This is a genomic window from Actinocorallia sp. A-T 12471, from assembly GCF_033875155.1.
Lineage (GTDB): Bacteria > Actinomycetota > Actinomycetes > Streptosporangiales > Streptosporangiaceae > Actinocorallia.
In genome coordinates this window covers 21,569-38,831 of record NZ_JAWZTE010000007.1, presented here as the reverse complement: position 1 = coordinate 38,831, position 17,263 = coordinate 21,569, and the positions used below count along the sequence as shown (strand labels likewise).

Below are 17,263 nucleotides of genomic sequence, written 5' to 3'. Positions count from 1 at the left end.
ACCGATGACCGACACCGCAGTGCGCCAAGACGTCGCGCAGTACGCGGAGGGCGCTCCCGTCCCGGGGTTCACCCGGCCGGCGGGGCTCGAGGCGTGGAACCGCTACGCGGCCGTCAACGACGAGTTCGTGGGCATCCACATGGACGACGAGGCGGGCAAGGCCGCCGGCTATCCCGGCGCCATCGGCATGGGCAACCTCATCTGGGGCTGGCTGCACTGCATGGTCGACGAGTGGGTCGGCGAGCACGGCAGGCTCGCGCACCTTGAGTGCCGCTTCCGCGCCCCGGCGCTCAAGGGCGACGAGGTGGTCTGCGGCGGCGTCGTCACCGCGCGGGAGACCGCCGCCGACGGGACCGCGACCCTGACCGTCGACGTCTGGGCCGACAGGTCGACCGGCGACAGGCTCGTCTCGGGAACCGCCCGCGTGACCCTCAACGCCTAACGCGCACAGAGCGCGCACAGAGAAAGAAAAGGGCCGCTGCGACCGAATCGGTCACAGCGGCCCTTTCACGTTCATGACCCCCCTGCGGGGCGGACCAACCTGCGCCGGAGGATGGCCCGCCCCCTGGACGACGGGGTCGCGGGGCTCAGCCCCGGGGGTCGACTTCCAGGTCGTCGCTGCTGAAGTACAGGGGGGCTCCGTAGGAGTCCTCCACGTTCGTCACCAGGAGCCCGGGGCGCAGGCGCGTGGTGCGCACGTCGTTCTGGTTCAGCCACGCCTCGGCCGAGTCGACGTCACGGACCTTGAAGCGCAGGCTGTAGATCATGTTGCCCCACTTGGCGACATGCCGGCCGAGGTCGGAGTCTTCGTTCAGCGGCTCGACGAGCTGCAGGAGGCAGTCGCCGAGGCGCAGGATCTCCGACTTGGCCTCGAGGTCGGCGTCGGTGTCGGAGCGGATCGGCTCGGCCTGCATGGTGTCGGCGTAGATCTTCACCGCCGACTCGAGGTCCTTGACGCCAAGCGTGACGCACTCGAACCGCTCGATCGTCAGCGGGTGGAAGCGCCACATCTTCTCCAGCGACGACCATGTCTCAAGTCCGCGCGGGTCGTTCGGCATGTCAGTGCGGCACAGCTCGACCATGAGGCCGGCGGTGTCGCGCGGGCTCGGGAACACATAGGCGGTCTCGGGGTCGAACTCCTCGATCCTGCCGCCGCCCGGCTTGCCGATGTAGATGCCCGACCGCAGCATCCGCTCGGCGAGGCCGACGAGGTCGTCCACCTTGTAGCCGACCGAGTGCAGGTGCCGGCCGAACTTCGTGAAGAACTTGCCGACCGGCAGCTTCGGGTTGACGGGCACGGCCGGCGACATCGTCTCGATGCACAGGTCGCCGATCATGAGGAGTGTCGCGTAGCGGTCCTCCCAGGGCAGGTAACTGGGCTCGTCCACGCCCATGTACACGAACCCGCCGAAGACCTTCTCGTACCACTCGCGCAGTTCCTGGGCGTCCTCGGCCATGTGCACGACGTGCACCATCTGGCCGATGCCGAAGTCACCGGTCTGCTTGGCCTGATGCTTCACCTGTGCTCCCTCAGTCCTCGGCGTGCTCGGCGACGGCCCACTGGATCACGGGCGGGCGGTTCTCCAGGTCCATGTCGGCGCTGCGCGCCATGCCGCCGAGCGCCGCCGACAGCTGGGCGTTGGCGGCCTCGACGTCGCCGTCGGCGATCTCGTAGACGGTGAGGAAGCGCGGCGGCTGCCCCGATCCCGGCTCCTCCACGATCCGGTAGCGGACGACCCGCTCGATCGCCGGGATCGCGGCGCGCACCTCGGGGATGTGCACGGTGTCGTACCACTCCGACAGTTGTTCGGTGCGGTTCGCCACCGGGCTGCTGAAAGCGACAAGCGCTGCTTTGCCCACGTCGGGCCTCCTTCTTCTGCTTGTTCTTGGATCGGTGCGTTTGGGGTCTAGTGCGTGACCGCGGCGGCGGTCGCCGCGTCGGGCCTGCCGTGCCTGCTGCCGGGACGCGCGTGGTCGAGCGCGTCGGTGACCGCCGCGCGCACCGCCGCGACGTCCTCGGGCAGCACCGCGTCGGCGACGCCGAAGCGCAGGAGGTCCTGCGGGGTCATGCAGAGCGCCCGCGTCAGTTCGGGGGCGCGGCCCGAGTCGCGGTACAGGACCGCGGCGCCCGCCTCGGGCCCGATCACGGAGAAGACCGCGCCCTCCAGGACGAGCAGCCGGTCGGTGTGCGCCAGGGCGATCGCCCCTCCGCTGCCGCCCTCGCCGACCACAAGGCACACGCTCGGCGGGGCGAGCTCGGACAGCGCGAGCAGCGTGCGCGCGATCTCCGCGGCCACCCCGCCCGCCTCGGAGTCGGGGCACGGGTCGGCGCCCGGCGTGTCCACGAGGGTGAGGACGGGCAGGGCGAGCCGGTCGGCGAGCCGCACGGCGCGCTGCGCGAGCCGGAACGCGCCGGGGCCAGGCGCGCCCGCCCTGGTCCGTCCCGCGAACCTGTCCATCGCGACGACGACGGCGGGCCGCCCCCCGACGGACGCGAGCCCGGCCCGGACGGCGGGGTCGGGCCCGCCGATCTCCACCCAGGAGTCGGTGAGCCACGCCGCCCACTCGAGCCCGGACGGACGCCGCGCGCCCCGAGCGCGGAGCAGATGCTGGTACGGATCAGAGGGGAGAGCCGTGCCGTCCGGGCCGGAAGGCCGTCCTGCGGGCGGCACGAGCGGCCCGGCCTCGAGCGCGCCCACGGCCGTGGCGAGCCACTCCCACGCCCGCGCGGGCGGCACGATCGCGTCGACGAGCCCGTTGCGCAGCGCCGACTCGGCGGTGTGCGACGTCGCGGGCGGGAACGCCCCGGTGACCTCGGCGACGACCCGTGGCCCGCCGAAGCCGATCGTCGCGTCCGGCTGGGCGGCGCGCAGGTCGGTGAGCGAGGCGAACGAGGCGAAGACGCCGCCCGTCGTGGGGGAGCGGAGGTAGGCGGCGGACCTGAGCCCGGCCGCGGAGTGCCGGGAGGCCGCCGAGACCGTGCGCGGCATCTGCAGGAGCGAGATCATGCCCTCCTGCAGCCGCGCCCCGCCCGTCGAGACGGTCTGGACGACGGGAAGACCCGCCTCGAGGGCACGGTCGAAGGCGCGCACGACGCGCACCCCGGCGACCGCGCCCATGGTCCCGCCCGACCTGTGGAAGTCGCAGTCGATCCACACCGCGGGCGAGCCGTACAGGTCGATCAGCGCGGTGCGCACCGACTCCTCGGCCGCCGAGGGCACGGTGTAGCCGGGGAAGGCGAGCACGTCGGCCGAGCGCAGGTCGTCGTCCCAGCTCTCGACCATCTCGACCGCGTTCTGCGCGAGCGGATCAATCGTCATAGGTGTAGAAACCCCGCCCGGTCTTGCGGCCGAGCCACCCGAGCCGCACGTACTGCTTGAGCATCGGCGGCGGGAAGTAGCGCGGGTCCTTGTACTCCTCGTACATGGACGCGGCCATGTCGTGGACGATGTCCAGCCCGATGAGGTCGCTCAATCGGAACGGTCCCATCTTATGGTTGAAGCCGAGCGTGATCACCGCGTCGATCGACTCCATGTCGGCAACGCCGCGCTCGAACGCGCGGATCGCGTCGAGCAGATAGGGGACGATCAGGAGGTTGCCCACGAAGCCCGGCACGTCGTTCACCAGGACCGGGGACTTGCCGAGGCTCGTGGCCAGCGCGGTGAGCGCGTCGATGCAGCGCTGCTCGGTGACCGGCGTCTTGATCACCTCGACCAGCCGCATCGCGGGCACCGGGTTGAAGAAGTGCAGGCCGACGACCTGCTCGGGCCGCGACGTGGCCGCGGCAAGGATGACCAGCGGAATGGTCGAGGTGTTGGAGGCGATCAGCGTGTCGGGGCCGACGAGCCTGTCGATCTCGCCGAGCAGCTGCTTCTTCAGCTCGACGTCCTCGAAGACCGCCTCGACCACGAGGTCGGCCTTGGTGATCTCGGTGAGGTCGGTGGTGAGGGTGAAGGCGGATCTGGCGCGCTCGGCCTGCTCGGCGGTGATCTTGCCGCGCGCGGCGGTGGCGGCGAGTCCCGCCTCGATCCGTTCCCGCGCCGCGGCGACGCCCGCCTCGGACGCCTCCACGCCGACGACCTCGAGGCCGTTCTGGGCGGCGAGCTGGATGATCCCGCCGCCCATCGTCCCGGCGCCGACGACGGCGATCCTGCTGATGTTCATGTGTCCACCTCAGAGAAGATGTGCCTGGAAGAAGACGGGCAGGGAGAAGGGCCGCACCGTCGCCGGCACGGCCCGGTCCACGGGGGTCAGGCCACCTCGATGACGACCGCGCCGCCCTGGCCGCCGCCCGCGCACATCGACGCGAGGCCGACGCCGCCGCCCCTGCGGCGCAGCTCGTGCACGAGGGTGGTGACCATGCGCGCGCCGGTCGCCGCGATCGGGTGGCCGAGGCTGCACCCGCTGCCGTAGATGTTGACGACGTCCTCGCTGATGCCGAGTTCCTGGCAGGCGGCGACGGGCACCGACGCGAACGCCTCGTTGATCTCCCACAGGTCGATGTCGGCGACGCTGAGCCCGGTCTTGTCGAGGATCTTCGTCGCGGCGTCGATCGCGCCCACGCCGGTGTACTTGGGGTCGACGCCGACCGAGGTCCAGGCGCGGACCGTGGCGAGCGGCGTCAGGCCCTCGGCGGCGGCGAGGTCGTCGGCGACGACGGCCAGGGCCGCGGCCGCGTCGTTGGTGCCGCAGGCGTTGCCCGCGGTGATGGAGTAGCCCTCGATCTCCGGGCGGAGCGGCTTCAGCGCGGCCATCTTCTCGGCGGTGGTCGTCGCGCGCGGGTGCTCGTCGGCGGCGAACTCCACGACCGAGCCGTCGGGGAGGGTGACCTTGATGGGGGCGATCTCGTCGGCGAACAGGCCGACGGCCGTGGCGGTGACGGCGCGCTGGTGCGAGCGCAGCGCCCAGGCGTCCATCCGCTCGCGGCTGATTCCGTACTTCTGGGCGACGTTCCAGCCGACGGTCAGGTCGGTGAAGTCGTTGGCGTCGTCGGTGTAGGGGAAGGTCGGGGGAGTGCGGCGCTCGGGGGAGTGCGGCGCGGGCCAGGTGAGCGCGGGGCCGGTGGACGAGGAGTTCGCGCCGCCCGCGACGACGGCGCGCTCGGCACCCGCCCGGATGCCGGCGGCGGCCATGCCGAGGGCGGTCAGGCTGCTCGCGCAGTGCCGGTTGACGGCGACGCCGGGAACGTGGACCATGCCCGCGGCCACCGCCGCGTGACGGGCGAGGTCGCCGCCGCCGTAGAGCGTCTCGCCGAAGATGACGTCGTCGAACCGCTCGGCGGCGAGGCCGGAGCGGCGGACCGCCTCACGCAGGACGTGGACGGCGAGGTCTTCGGCGGGGGTCGCGGCGAGCGTGCCCTTCCTCGCGGTTCCGATGGGGGTGCGGACCGCACTGACGATCACGGCTTCGGGCACGGGGCCACCTCACTGTGCTTCCTTGGGTCGACGTTGTCGCCGGGCGCGGCGCCGCCCGGCGACGACTCGAACCATAACCGATATTTCTAAAGTCGTAAATGTATCCATCGACACGTCTTGAACCGAGGCGGGGTCGTGCTGCGCGAACCGATCGCTCTGTCATACGGTGGGAGTTGCGGGCTCGCGCCCGTTGACGACCCCGGGAGACGATGTGTCCAGGCAGCCGGTGGGCGACGAGCCCGTCGCCTCAGCGCGGCTGCGGCCCGCGACCAGCGCGGACGTGGCGCGTCTCGCCGGAGTCTCCAGGGCCACGGTCAGCCATGTGCTCAACGACCAGGTGGCGCGCTTCAGCGCCGACACCGTCGAGCGCGTGCGCAGCGCGGCCGCCGAGCTCGGCTACGTCCGCTCCGCGGCGGGCCGCGCCCTGGTCATGGGCCGCAGCGACTTCGTCGTCCTCGTCGTGCCGTACACGACGTTCACCAACCTCCAGGACGTCATCGAGGTCATCTCGGCGCAGATCGAGGAGGTCGGGCTCAGCCCCGTGATCCACTTCAGCGTCTCGCGCGCCGAGAGCGCCAAGTCACGGCGCTTCCAGCACCTGATCGAGACGCTCAGGCCCGCCGGGGTGGCCGACCTCGGCGGCCTGTCCCCGCAGGAGGTGGACTTCCTCGCCGAGGTCGGATGTCCGCTCCTGGCCGAGGACGAGCAGCCCGACTACAACCCGGCGATCGGCCGGCTCCAGGCGGAGCACCTGCACTCCAGGGGCTACGAGCGGATCTGCTACGCCTTCCTGTCCGACGCCCGCGACGACCCCTACGGCCAGCAGCGCGCCCGGGCCGTCACCGAGTACTGCGCGCGGGAGTCCCTGCCCGAGCCGCCGTACGTGCGGGTGCCGCTGGAGCGCGAGGGCGCCCGCGAGGTGCTCAAGGAGCTGCTCCCGCGCACCGGCGGCCGCTTCGGCGTCGCCTGCTACAACGACCTCGTGGCGATCGCGCTCGCGGAGTCGGCCGCCGCGCTCGGGCTCGACGTGCCGGGCGACGTGGCGTTCATCGGCGTCGAGCACGCCCCCGTCGGCCAGATCATCTCGCCGAGCCTGACCACGGTCGCCGCCAACATGTCGGTGTCGCTGTCGCACATCGTGCACAGCCTCGCCGTGGAGTTCGGCGGGACCCCGCTGCCGAGGCCCAGCCCCGACCAGGCGTTCCGGGTGGTCCAGGGCGAGAGCACCTGACCTGGGCGCGAGCCCGGGCCACCCGCGCGGGAAACCAGGACGCGCCGCCTCAGGTGTGACCGTTGACACGTGTCACCAGCGTTCGTAGGGTGAGCACCGGCGACGGAGGAGCACTTCCGCGGGTCACCCACCCGCGGAGTCGTGCTGGCGAGGAGGCTGGCCGATGGCGCTGGACGGACATGTCGACGTTGTGGTCGTGGGTTTCGGGGTGGCGGGAGCCGCCGCGGCCCTTGCGGCGGCGCACGCCGGCTCGCGCGTGCTGGTCCTCGACCAGACCCCGCTGAGCGAGTACCGCCTGACGGGATCGCGGCGGCCGCGCGAACTGCTGCGGGCCGGACTGCGCGCGGCGGCGCGCGAGGCGGGCGCGGAGGTGCGCCCGCGCACCAGGGCGCACGAGCTCCTTGTGGCGGGCGGAGAGGTCTGCGGCCTCGGCTACGCGACGCCGGTGTCGCGCGCCGTGGGCGCGCGGCACAGGTGGCTGCGCGCCGCCGCGAACCTCGCGCCCCGGCGGCTGCGCCCGCGCCTGGAGAACGCCGCGGAGACGCTGTGGCGCGACGGCTTCCTGGTCGGCGAGGTGGACTGCTCGTCGGTGGTCCTCGCGATGGACGCGGGCCACTGGGACTTCGTCGGCCCCGCCACCTGGTCGGCGGCGCGGGCGGGCCTGGCGGCGGTCGAGGCGCGGCCCAAGCGCTCGCGCTGGCCTGAGCTCCCGTCGGGCGACCCGACCCCGGAACTCGCGGTGCGCGCGTGGTGCGCCGAGCGCGAGCCCGCGCCCGAGGCCGACGCGCACACCGTCGCGCACACCGAACTCGGCGTGGACGAGGAGACCGGCGCGGTGCTGGTGGGCGGAAGCGTCCCGGTGCCCGGCCTGTACGCGGCGGTGCGCACGTGCCACGCGGGGGCCGACGACCCGGGCGCGCACGCGGTGATGACCGCGGGCAGGCGCGCCGGGAGCAGCGCGGTGAACGCCGGAGACGGACGCTACGGGACAAGGATTCGTGCGGTCGGCTGACCGGCGCGGGTCAGCGCCCGCGGAACTGCGGCGCCCTGCCCTGCCGGAACGCCGCGATGCCCTCGTGCAGGTCCGACGTGGTCATCGTGACGGGCTGGGCGAGCGCCTCCCACTGCAGGGACGCCTCAAGGCCCGCCGCCGACTGCTCGAGCCCCGTCTTGGTCAGGCGCAGCGCGATCGGCGCGGCCTCGGCCATGCGGGCGGCGACCTCGAGGGACTGCTTGAGCGCGTCGTCGGAGACCCCGGACACCAGGCCCCAGTCCAGCGCCTGGTCGGGCTCGACCTCGCGGCCGGTGTAGAGCATCTCCCGCGCCCGGGTGACCCCGATGGCCTCGGGCAGCAGCCAGGTGGAGGCCATGCCGCCGTGCGTCCCCCGGTAGATGAACGGGGTGCTGAAGCGCGCGGTGCGCGCGGCGAAGCGCAGGTCGCAGGCGAGCGTCAGGCAGACGCCCGCGCCGACGGCCGGGCCGTTGACCGCGGCGATGACGGGGAAGGGAAGCGTGCGCGGCCGCAGCCAGCTCCGGTAGAACGGGAGCATGCGCTCGCGCAGCCGGTCGATGGTGACGTCCTCGGCCGAGCCCTGGTCGAGCCACGACAGGTCGGCCCCGGAGCAGAAGGAGCTGCCCTCACCGGTGACCACGAGCACGCGGGTCTCGCGGTCGGCGGCGACCTCGTCGATCGCCAGGTCCCAGGCCCGGGTCATCTCCTCGGTCATCGCGTTGCGCACGCCCGGCCGGTTCAGGGTCAGCAGGCGGACTCCCGGGCCCGGCTCGCTGAGCACCACCGCGTCACTGGAGGCGGACGCCATGAACTGATCCCTTCTGTCGTCAGGCCGCACACGCTACCGGAGCCGCCGTGCCACGGCCGGATCTACCAGGTGAGCAGGCCGGCGGAAGCGTCGGTGTCGCCCGAGGCGGCGGCCAGGCGCGGCTGGTCGGCGCGCGCGGGCTGCTCGGCGGGACGGTCCACGGGGATGTCCACGAGACGGGGTCCCGGCGCGAGCTTCCACAGCTCGTCGATCACCTCGCGCAGCACGTCGGCGCGCAGGGTGTAGAAGTAGTTGCGGCCCCGCTTGTGCACCTCGATCAGCCCCGCCTGGGTGAGGATCTTGGTGTGGTAGGAGATCGTGGTCTTGGAGACGGGCAGCGTGTCCTCCAGGACACTGCAGGCGAACTCCTCCTCCTGCGCGATCTGCTGGACGATGTTCCATCGGATCGGGTCGCTGAGCGCCTTCAACACTTCGGTCGTGGCGACGGTTTCGCGCGGCATGACTGCCCCTCCTCTCGACCAGGTCGTCGGCCGACGTTTTCATTCATCGGCATCCATGAACTTATCCCAACGCAAAGCATACGACCTCGGTTCGGGGAGTGACCCCTCCCACAGAGGTGATCTTCCGGTTGGAAAGTTGTCGGTTACGTACAGAGTCGCGGCCACGCGCCGGTCCGAGGGGTGCGGGGTCCCGTGTGGGGCGGGCGTTTCGGTCCCGGCGCGGGTTCATGATCCATAGACTCTCAGATACTTCGATACATTGACAAGTGTTGGCACATCGGTGTTCAGTGAGGGCGTTCCCCCTGGGGTCTCCGGACCGACGCATGTCCGCACCCGTTCCCGGACGCCCTTAGCGCAAGTGAGAGGAGTCCCGATGGAGCTTGAGCTCTCGTCGGACCAGAAGCTCTTTCAGACCTCGGCCAGAAGGCTCCTCGAAAAGGAGTACCCGCTCGACCGCATCCGAGGGATGAAGGACGGCGAGCCGCGCTGGAGCCGTGACTGGTGGCAGCAGGGCGCGGAGCTCGGCTGGGCCGCCTCGATCGTGCCCGAGGAGCTGGGCGGCGGCAGCGTCTCCGGCGAGGGCGTGCGCGACCTCGGCGTGCTGGCCGAGGAACTCGGCTCAGGCGTCGCGCCGGGTCCGCTGCTGCCCGTCAACGTCGTCCTCACCGCTCTTGTCGAGACGCACGGCGCGGGGCCCGACCACACCGCCGAGATCGAGGCGCTCGTCGCGGGCGAGAGCGTCGCGAGCTGGGCGGTGTACGAGCCGGACGGCGAGTGGTCGCCGCTCGCGCCGGCCCTCACCGCGACCCCCGACGGCGACGGCTATGTGCTCGACGGCGTCAAGGACCGCGTCCAGGAGGCCGAGCAGGCCGACCTGCTGCTGGTGACCGCCCAGACCCCCGACGGCGTCGCGCAGTTCCTCGTCCCCACCGCGACCGAGGGGGTGACCGTCACGCCGCAGTGGAACGTCGACCTGTCGCGCTCCTTCGGCGAGGTCTCCTTCTCCGGCGTGCGGGTCGGCGCGGACGCCCTCGTGGGCGCGCCCGGCGCGGACGAGGTGATCGAGCGGCAGCTCCAGATCGCCGTCCTGATCCAGTGCGCCGAGGTCTGCGCGGTGCTCGACCGGGTCTTCGCGATGGCCGTCGAGTGGGCGTTCGACCGCTACTCCTTCGGCCGCCCGCTCGCCTCCTACCAGGAGCTCAAGCACCGCTTCGCCGACATGCGCACCTGGCTCGAAGCCTGCCACGCCACCACCCAGGCCGCCGCCGAGGCGATCCAGGACAGGTCGCCGGAGGCCGCCGAGCTGGCCAGCGTCGCCAAGTCGTTCGTGGGGGACAAGTCGCTGCTCATCGTGCAGGACTGCGTCCAGATCCACGGCGGCATCGGCGTGACCTGGGAACACGACCTGCACCTCTTCCTGCGCAGGGCGACGATCGACCAGGCCCTGTACGGGACGCCTGAGGACCACCGCCTGCGCCTCGCCGACCTCGCCGCCGCCACCCCGAAGGGCTGATCCGCACATGACCGAGACCATGGAGAGCGTCGAGTCCTTCCGCCTCCGGGCGCGGGCCTGGCTCGCCGACAACATGCCGCGCTTCGACGAGGAGGCCGAGAACGCCGAGGTCGCCGAGGACGACACCGGCGACTGGCTGCGGGCGCGCGAGCTGCAGAAGCTGCTGTACGCCGGCGGGTTCGCGGGCATCTGCTTCCCCAAGGAGTACGACGGCCTCGGCCTGACCCCCGCGCACCAGCGCGCCTTCAACGAGGAGAGCGCCGGGTACGAGATGCCCCTGGCGCTCAACCTCCCCTCGTTCGCGATCTGCGCCGCGACGATCCTCGACTGCGGTACCGAGGAGCAGAAGCGCGACAGGATCGGCGCGGCCGTGCGCGGCGAGGAGATCCTGTGCCAGTTCCTGTCCGAGCCCAGCGGCGGCTCCGACCTCGCGGGCCTGATCACCCGCGCCGACCGTGACGGCGACAACTTCGTGATCAACGGCTCCAAGACGTGGAGCACGTCGGCCTATGCCGCCGACTGGGCGCTGTGTCTGGCCCGCACCAACTGGGACGTGCCGAAGCACCGGGGCCTCACCATGTTCCTGATGCCGACCAAGGCCCCCGGCGTCACCATGAACCGGGTCCGCATGGTCAACGGCTCCCTGGAGTTCTGCGACGAGTTCTTCGACAACGTCGTCCTGCCCGCGTCCGCGGTGGTCGGCGAGGTCGACGGCGGCTGGGCGGTGGCGTCACGGCAGCTGTTCCACGAGCGCAACTCCATGGGCGGCGGCTCCCCGTTCGTCAGCGGGCAGCGCCAGCGCGGCGGGATGTCCCACGTGACCCCCGCCGACATCGCCGAGGCGTCGGGCCGGGCCGCCGACCCGCGCGTGCGCGCGATGGTCGGCCACAGCATCGCCATGGGCAGGGTCGCCCAGCAGACCGCGCGGCGGGTCACCCGCGGCATCGCCTCGGGCGCGCTGCCGCCCACCGCGGCCTCGCTCCTGCGGCTGCTGCACGCCGAGTACGCCCAGCTGAACGACGACCTGTCCGTGCGGATCGCCGGATCGCGGATCGGCTTCGGCTCCGAGGGCGGGCAGGGCGCGACCGGCCGCGCCTCCATCGGCTACCTCATGCGCCAGGGCGGCAGCCTCGGCGGCGGCAGCACCGAGATGGCGCGCAACGTCATCAGCGAGCGCGTCCTCGGCATGCCGCGCGAGGCCGCTCTCGACCGCGACGTCCCCTTCAACCAGGTCAAGCGCGGCCGCTGACCGCGCAGAGCCGACCACCAAGACTGGAGCTGCCGAGATGAACCTCGCGATGATCCTGGACATGGTCGCCGACGGGATGGCCGACCGCGTCCTCGTCGGCGACCCCGACACCGGGCTCACCGGCGCGGGCCTGCGCGCGAAGGCACGGGCCGGAGCCGCGCGGATCACCGCCGACGGCGCCCGCAGGCTCGTGTACCTGGGCCCGAACGGCCCCGCCTTCCCCGTCGCGCTGTTCGCCGCGACCCTCGCTGGCGTGCCGTTCCTGCCGGTGAACTACCGGCTGGGCGACGAGCAGCTCGCCGACATCATGGGACGGCAGGACTCGCCGCTCGTCGTGACCGACACCCCCGAGCGGGTGCCGGGCGCGTCGACCCTGGGGATCGCGGACTTCCTCGCGCTTCCCGAGGCCGACGAGGCGGGGAACGCGGCGCTGACGACCGACCCGGCGTCGGTCGCGGTGCTGCTGATGACCAGCGGCACCACCGCCGCGCCCAAGAGCGCGGTGCTGCGGCACGAGAACCTCACCGCCTACCTGTTCGGCTCGGTGGAGTTCGCGTCGGTGCCCGACACCGACGCCACGCTGGTGAGCGTGCCGCCGTACCACATCGCGGCGGTCGCCAACGCGCTGTCGAACCTCTACAGCGGGCGGCGCATCGTCTACCTCGACCAGTTCACCCCCGCCGGGTGGCTCGACACCGTCGAGGGCCAGCGCGTCACCCACGCGATGGTCGTCCCGACGATGCTCGCCAGGGTCGTCGCGGAACTGCGCGCCAGAGACGCCAGGGGGCCCGCGTGCCTGCGGTCGCTGTCGTACGGCGGCGCGAAGGTCGCGCCCGAGGTCATCGAGGAGGCGCTGGCGCGCTTCCCGGAGACGGGGTTCGTCAACGCCTACGGCCTCACCGAGACCGCGTCGTCCATCGCGGTCCTCGGCCCCGACGACCACCGCGTCGCGGTCGCCGCCGACGATCCCGAGGTCAGGGCGCGGCTCGGCTCGGTCGGGCGGGCGCTGCCGTCGGTGGAGATCGAGGTGCAGGACGAGGACGGCGCGCCCTGCGCGCCCGGCGTGCTCGGCGACATCGTCGTGCGCGGCCCGCAGGTGGCGGGGGAGTACCTGGAGGCGGGCAGCAAGGTCCGCGCGGACGGCTGGTTCCCCACGAGGGACCGCGGCTACCTCGACGCCGACGGCTACCTGTTCGTCCGCGGCCGTGCCGACGACACGATCATCCGGGGCGGCGAGAACATCGCGCCGGCCGAGATCGAGGACGTCCTGAGCGGCCACCCGGCCGTCCAGGAGGCCGTCGTCGCGGGCGTGCCCGACGTGGAGTGGGGCCAGCAGATCGGCGCGTTCGTCATCGTCAGGCAGGGCAGGTCGGTGGACGCCGACGAGCTGCGCGCGTGGGTGCGTGAGCGGCTGCGCGGCTCCAAGACGCCGAAGTACGTGGAGTTCGTCGCGGAGTTCCCGACGAACCCGACGGGCAAGGTGCTGCGCCGCGACCTCGTGGCGCTGGTGCGCGAGGACGACGCGGTCACCGCCTAGCGGTCCCCCGGCGTCCGTCCGGGACGCCTTTCACCCCAGCGGGCGTGTGCCCGGGACGAGGAGTTCGTTGCGATGAATCTTGAAGGAGCGTCCGCGCTTGTCGTGGGCGGCGCCGGCGGCTTCGGCGAGGCGACGGTGCGGCGGCTCGCCGAAGCCGGGGCCGCGGTGGTCGTCGCCGACCTTGCCGAGGACAAGGGCAAGGCGCTGGAGGCCGATCTCGGCGGGGACAAGGTGCGCTACCTGGCGACCGACGTCACGAGCACCGAGTCGGTGGCCGCCGCGGTCGCCGCCGCGCAGGAGCTCGGCACGCTGCGGGTCGTGGTGATCGTGCACGGCGGCCCGGCCGCGGGCCGCCGCCTGGTGAACCGGAACGGCGAGTTCTACCCGCTGGAGACGTTCAAGCAGACCACCGATGTCTTCCTCGGCGGCACCTACAACGTGCTCAGCCAGGGCGCGGCGGCGATGACCAAGAACGAGCCGCTGGAGTCCGGCCAGCGCGGCGTGGTGATCATGACGGCGTCGATCGCGGGCTTCGAGGCGCAGGTCGGCCAGACCGACTACGCGGCGGCCAAGGGCGGCGTCATCAGCCTGACCCTGGCGGCGGCCCGCGACCTCGCCCCGACGGGCGTGCGGGTCATGACCATCGCGCCGGGCACGTTCTTCACCCCGGCGTTCCGGATGGCCGAGGAGGACGCGCAGGCCAAGTGGGGCCCCGGCGTGCCCAACCCCAAGCGCATGGGCCACGTCGACGAGTACGCCCGCCTGGCGCTGCACATCGTCGACAACGACTACCTGAACGGCGAGGTGATCCGCGTCGACGGCGCGGTCCGCTTCAACGTCTAGGGACGGCCTCAGGCCCTCGGAAGGCCGTCTGACGTTTCACGACGCCCGCTGAGGCATCCGCGCGGATGCCTCAGCGGGCGTTCAGGTTTACAGTTCGACGTTCTTCGAAGTATTCTGCAAACCCATCGGAATGAGGTCTTGCTCACTAAATAGTTCGATGTATATGATTCTATCGAACTAAGGGGTGGTCCGGGGAAGCCCGCACAGGCCGCGACACCGGCCGCCCCGTTCCCGCAAGTCACCGCCCGGCCCCCCGGGCGCGAGGAAGCAGAGGTCTCTTCCTGTGTTCCAACCGATGCAAGGCGTCCGCGTCATCGAGGTCGCCCAGTTCACCTTCGTGCCGTCGGCGGGCGCGGTCCTGGCGGACTGGGGCGCCGACGTCATCAAGATCGAGCACGCGGAGAAGGGCGACGCCCAGCGCGGCCTGATCAAGGTCTTCGGCCAGAGCGTCGTGGACGACGCCTCGACCTTCGCGCCGATCATGGACGGCCCGAACCGCGGCAAGCGCAGCCTCGGCCTGTCGCTGGAGAAGCCGGAGTCCAAGGCAGTCCTCGCCGAGCTGGTCAAGGGCGCCGACGTCTTCCTCACCAACTTCCTGCCGGGCGCGCGCCGCAAGCTCGGCATCGACATCGAGGACATCCGCGCGATCAACCCGGACATCGTCTACGCGTCAGGCACGAGCTTCGCGCACAGCGGCCCCGAGTCCGACAACGGCGGCTACGACGGCACGGCCTTCTGGTCGCGGGCCGGCAACGCCGACAGCTCGACGCCCCCCGGCTACGACAGGGTGATCAACCAGCCGGGCGGCGCGTTCGGCGACAACATCGGCGGCATGACGATCGCGGGCGGCATCGCCGCGGCGCTGTTCGCCCGCGCCCAGGGCCAGGGCGCGCCCACCGTCGACATCTCCCTGCTCGGCGTCGGCGCGTGGGCCAACCAGCTGAACGTGAACATGGCGCTGCTGGCGGGCGGGCCGCTGCCCAAGCACGACCCGCGCTCCACCCCGGTGTCGAACCCGCTGACCAACACCTACCTGACCTCCGACGGCCGCTGGATCAACCTGATCATGCTCCAGCCCGGCCGCTACTGGGCGGACTTCTGCCACAAGATCGACCGCCCCGAGCTGGCGACCGACGCGCGCTTCGACTCGGCCGAGAAGCTGATGGCCAACTCCGCCGAGGCCGTGGCGATCCTCAACGAGATCTTCGCCCAGCGCACGAAGGACGAGTGGGTCAAGGCGCTCGAGCACGTCGAGGGCCAGTGGGCGGTCGTGCAGAACAACTTCGAGGTCGGCCACGACCCCGCGCTGAACGCGATCGGCCAGATCGCCGACGTCGTGGACGCCCAGGGCGTCACCCGCAAGCTCGTCGCCAACCCCGTCCAGTTCGACCGCAGGCCCGCCGAGCTCCGGCGCGCTCCGCTGTTCGCCGAGCACACCGACGAGATCCTGCGCGAGCTCGGCCTGTCGGACGAGCAGCTGATCCAGCTGAAGATCGCCGGGGCCGTCACGTGAGCGAGATCAAGACAGTCGGCTTCATCGGCCTCGGCAGCCAGGGCGCGCCGATGGCCCAGCGGATCATCGAGGCGGGCATCCCCACCACGCTGTGGGCGCGCCGCCCCGAGACCCTCGAACCCTTCGCGGGCACCGGAGCCACCACCGCCGCCTCGCCCGCCGAGCTCGGCGCGGCCGTCGACCTCGCCTGCGTGTGCGTCCTCGACGACGCGGGGGTCGAGGAGATCGTCTCCGGCGAGAACGGCCTGCTGAAGGGCATGCGGCCCGGCGGTGTGATCGCGGTGCACAGCACGGTCCACCCCGAGACCTGCGCCAGGCTCGCCGAGCGCGCCGCCGAGCACGGCGTCGGCTTCGTCGACGCGCCGGTCAGCGGCGGCGGCCCCGCCGCGCAGCAGGGCAGCCTGCTGGTGATGGCGGCCGGTGACGCCGAGACCGTCGAGCGGTGCAGGCCGGTCTTCGCCACCTACGGCGACCCGATCGTGCACCTCGGCCCCGTCGGGGCCGGGCAGCGGGCCAAGCTCATCAACAACCTGCTGCTCGCGGCCAACCTCGGCGTCGCCGAGAGCGCGTTCGCGCTGGCCCGCGACCTCGGCGTCGACCCCGCGCAGCTCGCGGTGGTCCTCGCGCGCGGCTCGGGATCGAGCTTCGCGACGGGCATGCTGCCGCGCACCGGATTCGTCCTCGCCCCGATGGGCGACAAGGCCGGCCCGCTGCTCCAGAAGGACGCCCGCATCGTCGCCGATCTCGCCGCCGCGAGCGGCGTCAAGGGCGGCCCGGTCTTCGACGCCGCCGACGCCGCCCTCGCGTCGATGGGATGTGCCCGATGAGCGCCCCGCTGAAGCTCGGCTTCGTCGGCGCGGGCCGGATGGGCGGCCAGATGGTCCGCCGCCTGCTCGCCGCCGGCCACGAGGTGACCGTCCTTGAGGCGTCCGAGGCGGCCCGCGCGGAACTCGCCGAGGCCGGGGCCAGGACCACCGCCGAGGTCAAGGACCTCGCCGACGCCCAGATCGTCGGCGTCTGCGTGCACACCGACGCCCAGGTCCAGCAGGTCTGCCTGGACGGCGGCCTGATCGACACCCTCGCTGAAGCGCCCGGCAAGCCCGGCGCAGCCCTCGTCGTGCACACCACGTGCAGCCCCCGGACGGTCGAGCTGCTCGGCAGGTACGGGGCACAGCGCGGCGTAGCCGTCGTGGACGCCGCCATCAGCGGCGGCCCGCACGACATCGCCGCGGGCACCCTCACCCTGTTCGTCGGCGGCGACGCCGACGCCTTCGCGCGGGTGACGCCGTTCCTCGCCGCCTACGGCGACCCGATCCTGCACCTCGGCGCGCTCGGCGACGGCCAGCGGGTCAAACTGCTCAACAACGCGGTCTTCGCCGCGAACATCGGCGTCGTCGGCCAGGCCGTCGCCGTCGCCGAACAGCTCGGCGTGTCCGAGGGCTCGCTGCTCAAGGCGCTCGAGCACGGCAGCGGCGCGAGCCGCGCCCTCGCCGGGATCGGCACCCGCGGCTCGGTCTCCGGATTCGCCTCGAGCGTCGCGGAGTTCCTCGGCAAGGACCTCACCGTCGTGCGGGAGACCGCCGCCGACCTCGACGCCGACCTCGGCGCGCTCAACGCCGCGCACGCGGTCCTCGAACACCTGCTCTGGCCCGCGGAAGACGCCTGACCCGGCACGTCCCCCC

At 72.3% G+C, this 17,263-nt stretch carries 17 protein-coding genes; 10 read left to right on the top strand and 7 right to left on the bottom strand.

All coding sequences use genetic code 11. From position 1 onward, the window contains the following. Window positions 1-4 precede the first annotated feature (4 nt). Window positions 5-442: a MaoC/PaaZ C-terminal domain-containing protein gene (locus tag R9X44_RS20460; protein ID WP_319815823.1), complete on the top strand. Its 438-nt coding sequence runs from the start codon at window positions 5-7 to the stop codon at window positions 440-442. A gap of 145 nt (window positions 443-587) precedes the next feature. Here the strand turns inward: R9X44_RS20460 and R9X44_RS20455 are convergent, their stop codons facing one another. From R9X44_RS20455 to R9X44_RS20435, 5 genes are all read right to left on the bottom strand, one after another. Beyond that, window positions 588-1,520, bottom strand: coding sequence for a VOC family protein (locus R9X44_RS20455; RefSeq protein ID WP_319815822.1), 933 nt, complete (start codon window positions 1,518-1,520; stop codon window positions 588-590). A 10-nt stretch (window positions 1,521-1,530) separates the two neighbouring features. Continuing rightward, complete coding sequence (locus tag R9X44_RS20450) at window positions 1,531-1,860, bottom strand: hypothetical protein (protein WP_319815821.1); 330 nt, start codon at window positions 1,858-1,860, stop codon at window positions 1,531-1,533. Between the two features lie 47 nt (window positions 1,861-1,907). Beyond that, entirely contained in the window at window positions 1,908-3,320 is a 1,413-nt protein-coding gene (locus R9X44_RS20445) for a carboxyl transferase domain-containing protein (RefSeq protein WP_319815820.1), read from the bottom strand. Then, the gene (locus R9X44_RS20440; RefSeq protein WP_319815819.1) at window positions 3,310-4,164 is read right to left on the bottom strand and encodes a 3-hydroxyacyl-CoA dehydrogenase family protein; all 855 of its coding nucleotides are present in this window, start codon (window positions 4,162-4,164) and stop codon (window positions 3,310-3,312) included. Before R9X44_RS20440 ends, R9X44_RS20445 begins: the two co-directional genes overlap by 11 nt. Before the next feature lie 86 nt (window positions 4,165-4,250). After that, window positions 4,251-5,414 (bottom strand): thiolase family protein, encoded by a 1,164-nt coding sequence (locus R9X44_RS20435; protein WP_319815818.1) that lies wholly within the window; start codon window positions 5,412-5,414, stop codon window positions 4,251-4,253. 211 nt (window positions 5,415-5,625) lie between these two features. Between R9X44_RS20435 and R9X44_RS20430 the strand changes: the two genes are divergently transcribed. Beyond that, window positions 5,626-6,645: a LacI family DNA-binding transcriptional regulator gene (locus R9X44_RS20430; RefSeq protein ID WP_319815817.1), complete on the top strand. Its 1,020-nt coding sequence runs from the start codon at window positions 5,626-5,628 to the stop codon at window positions 6,643-6,645. Between the two features lie 163 nt (window positions 6,646-6,808). Then, a complete protein-coding gene (locus tag R9X44_RS20425) occupies window positions 6,809-7,657 on the top strand; it encodes an FAD-binding protein (protein ID WP_319815816.1) in 849 nt (282 codons plus the stop codon). A gap of 10 nt (window positions 7,658-7,667) precedes the next feature. Here R9X44_RS20425 and R9X44_RS20420 read toward each other — a convergent pair whose 3' ends face one another. Together R9X44_RS20420 and R9X44_RS20415 are read right to left on the bottom strand one after the other, a co-directional pair. Beyond that, entirely contained in the window at window positions 7,668-8,465 is a 798-nt protein-coding gene (locus R9X44_RS20420; protein ID WP_319815815.1) for an enoyl-CoA hydratase/isomerase family protein, read from the bottom strand. 62 nt (window positions 8,466-8,527) lie between these two features. Then, window positions 8,528-8,926, bottom strand: a complete 399-nt coding sequence (locus R9X44_RS20415; RefSeq protein WP_319815814.1) for a metalloregulator ArsR/SmtB family transcription factor — start codon at window positions 8,924-8,926, stop codon at window positions 8,528-8,530. 373 nt (window positions 8,927-9,299) lie between these two features. Here R9X44_RS20415 and R9X44_RS20410 point away from each other — a divergent pair, with 373 nt between their 5' ends. The 7 genes from R9X44_RS20410 (at window position 9,300) to R9X44_RS20380 (ending at window position 17,247) form a co-directional block, all read left to right on the top strand. Beyond that, entirely contained in the window at window positions 9,300-10,439 is a 1,140-nt protein-coding gene (locus R9X44_RS20410; protein WP_319815813.1) for an acyl-CoA dehydrogenase family protein, read from the top strand. A gap of 7 nt (window positions 10,440-10,446) precedes the next feature. Next, entirely contained in the window at window positions 10,447-11,688 is a 1,242-nt protein-coding gene (locus R9X44_RS20405; RefSeq protein WP_319815812.1) for an acyl-CoA dehydrogenase family protein, read from the top strand. Between the two features lie 37 nt (window positions 11,689-11,725). Then, a complete protein-coding gene (locus R9X44_RS20400; RefSeq protein ID WP_319815811.1) occupies window positions 11,726-13,225 on the top strand; it encodes a class I adenylate-forming enzyme family protein in 1,500 nt (499 codons plus the stop codon). A 72-nt stretch (window positions 13,226-13,297) separates the two neighbouring features. Continuing rightward, window positions 13,298-14,068 (top strand): SDR family NAD(P)-dependent oxidoreductase, encoded by a 771-nt coding sequence (locus R9X44_RS20395; protein ID WP_319815810.1) that lies wholly within the window; start codon window positions 13,298-13,300, stop codon window positions 14,066-14,068. Window positions 14,069-14,351: 283 nt separating this feature from the next. Next, window positions 14,352-15,581: a CaiB/BaiF CoA-transferase family protein gene (locus tag R9X44_RS20390; RefSeq protein ID WP_319815809.1), complete on the top strand. Its 1,230-nt coding sequence runs from the start codon at window positions 14,352-14,354 to the stop codon at window positions 15,579-15,581. Continuing rightward, complete coding sequence (locus tag R9X44_RS20385) at window positions 15,578-16,408, top strand: NAD(P)-dependent oxidoreductase (RefSeq protein ID WP_319815808.1); 831 nt, start codon at window positions 15,578-15,580, stop codon at window positions 16,406-16,408. Before R9X44_RS20390 ends, R9X44_RS20385 begins: the two co-directional genes overlap by 4 nt. Next, window positions 16,405-17,247 (top strand): NAD(P)-dependent oxidoreductase, encoded by an 843-nt coding sequence (locus R9X44_RS20380; protein WP_319815807.1) that lies wholly within the window; start codon window positions 16,405-16,407, stop codon window positions 17,245-17,247. Before R9X44_RS20385 ends, R9X44_RS20380 begins: the two co-directional genes overlap by 4 nt. Window positions 17,248-17,263 lie beyond the last annotated feature (16 nt).

Bases quoted from the DNA above. Each gene is read 5' to 3' on its own strand.
- R9X44_RS20440 (WP_319815819.1), bottom strand. From the start codon at position 4,164: ATGAACATCAGCAGGATCGCCGTCGTCGGCGCCGGGACGATGGGCGGC.
- R9X44_RS20395 (WP_319815810.1), top strand. From the start codon at position 13,298: ATGAATCTTGAAGGAGCGTCCGCGCTTGTCGTGGGCGGCGCCGGCGGC.
- R9X44_RS20380 (WP_319815807.1), top strand. From the start codon at position 16,405: ATGAGCGCCCCGCTGAAGCTCGGCTTCGTCGGCGCGGGCCGGATGGGC.
- R9X44_RS20445 (WP_319815820.1), bottom strand. From the start codon at position 3,320: ATGACGATTGATCCGCTCGCGCAGAACGCGGTCGAGATGGTCGAGAGC.
- R9X44_RS20405 (WP_319815812.1), top strand. From the start codon at position 10,447: ATGACCGAGACCATGGAGAGCGTCGAGTCCTTCCGCCTCCGGGCGCGG.
- R9X44_RS20415 (WP_319815814.1), bottom strand. From the start codon at position 8,926: ATGCCGCGCGAAACCGTCGCCACGACCGAAGTGTTGAAGGCGCTCAGC.
- R9X44_RS20460 (WP_319815823.1), top strand. From the start codon at position 5: ATGACCGACACCGCAGTGCGCCAAGACGTCGCGCAGTACGCGGAGGGC.
- R9X44_RS20425 (WP_319815816.1), top strand. From the start codon at position 6,809: ATGGCGCTGGACGGACATGTCGACGTTGTGGTCGTGGGTTTCGGGGTG.
- R9X44_RS20410 (WP_319815813.1), top strand. From the start codon at position 9,300: ATGGAGCTTGAGCTCTCGTCGGACCAGAAGCTCTTTCAGACCTCGGCC.
- R9X44_RS20400 (WP_319815811.1), top strand. From the start codon at position 11,726: ATGAACCTCGCGATGATCCTGGACATGGTCGCCGACGGGATGGCCGAC.
- R9X44_RS20420 (WP_319815815.1), bottom strand. From the start codon at position 8,465: ATGGCGTCCGCCTCCAGTGACGCGGTGGTGCTCAGCGAGCCGGGCCCG.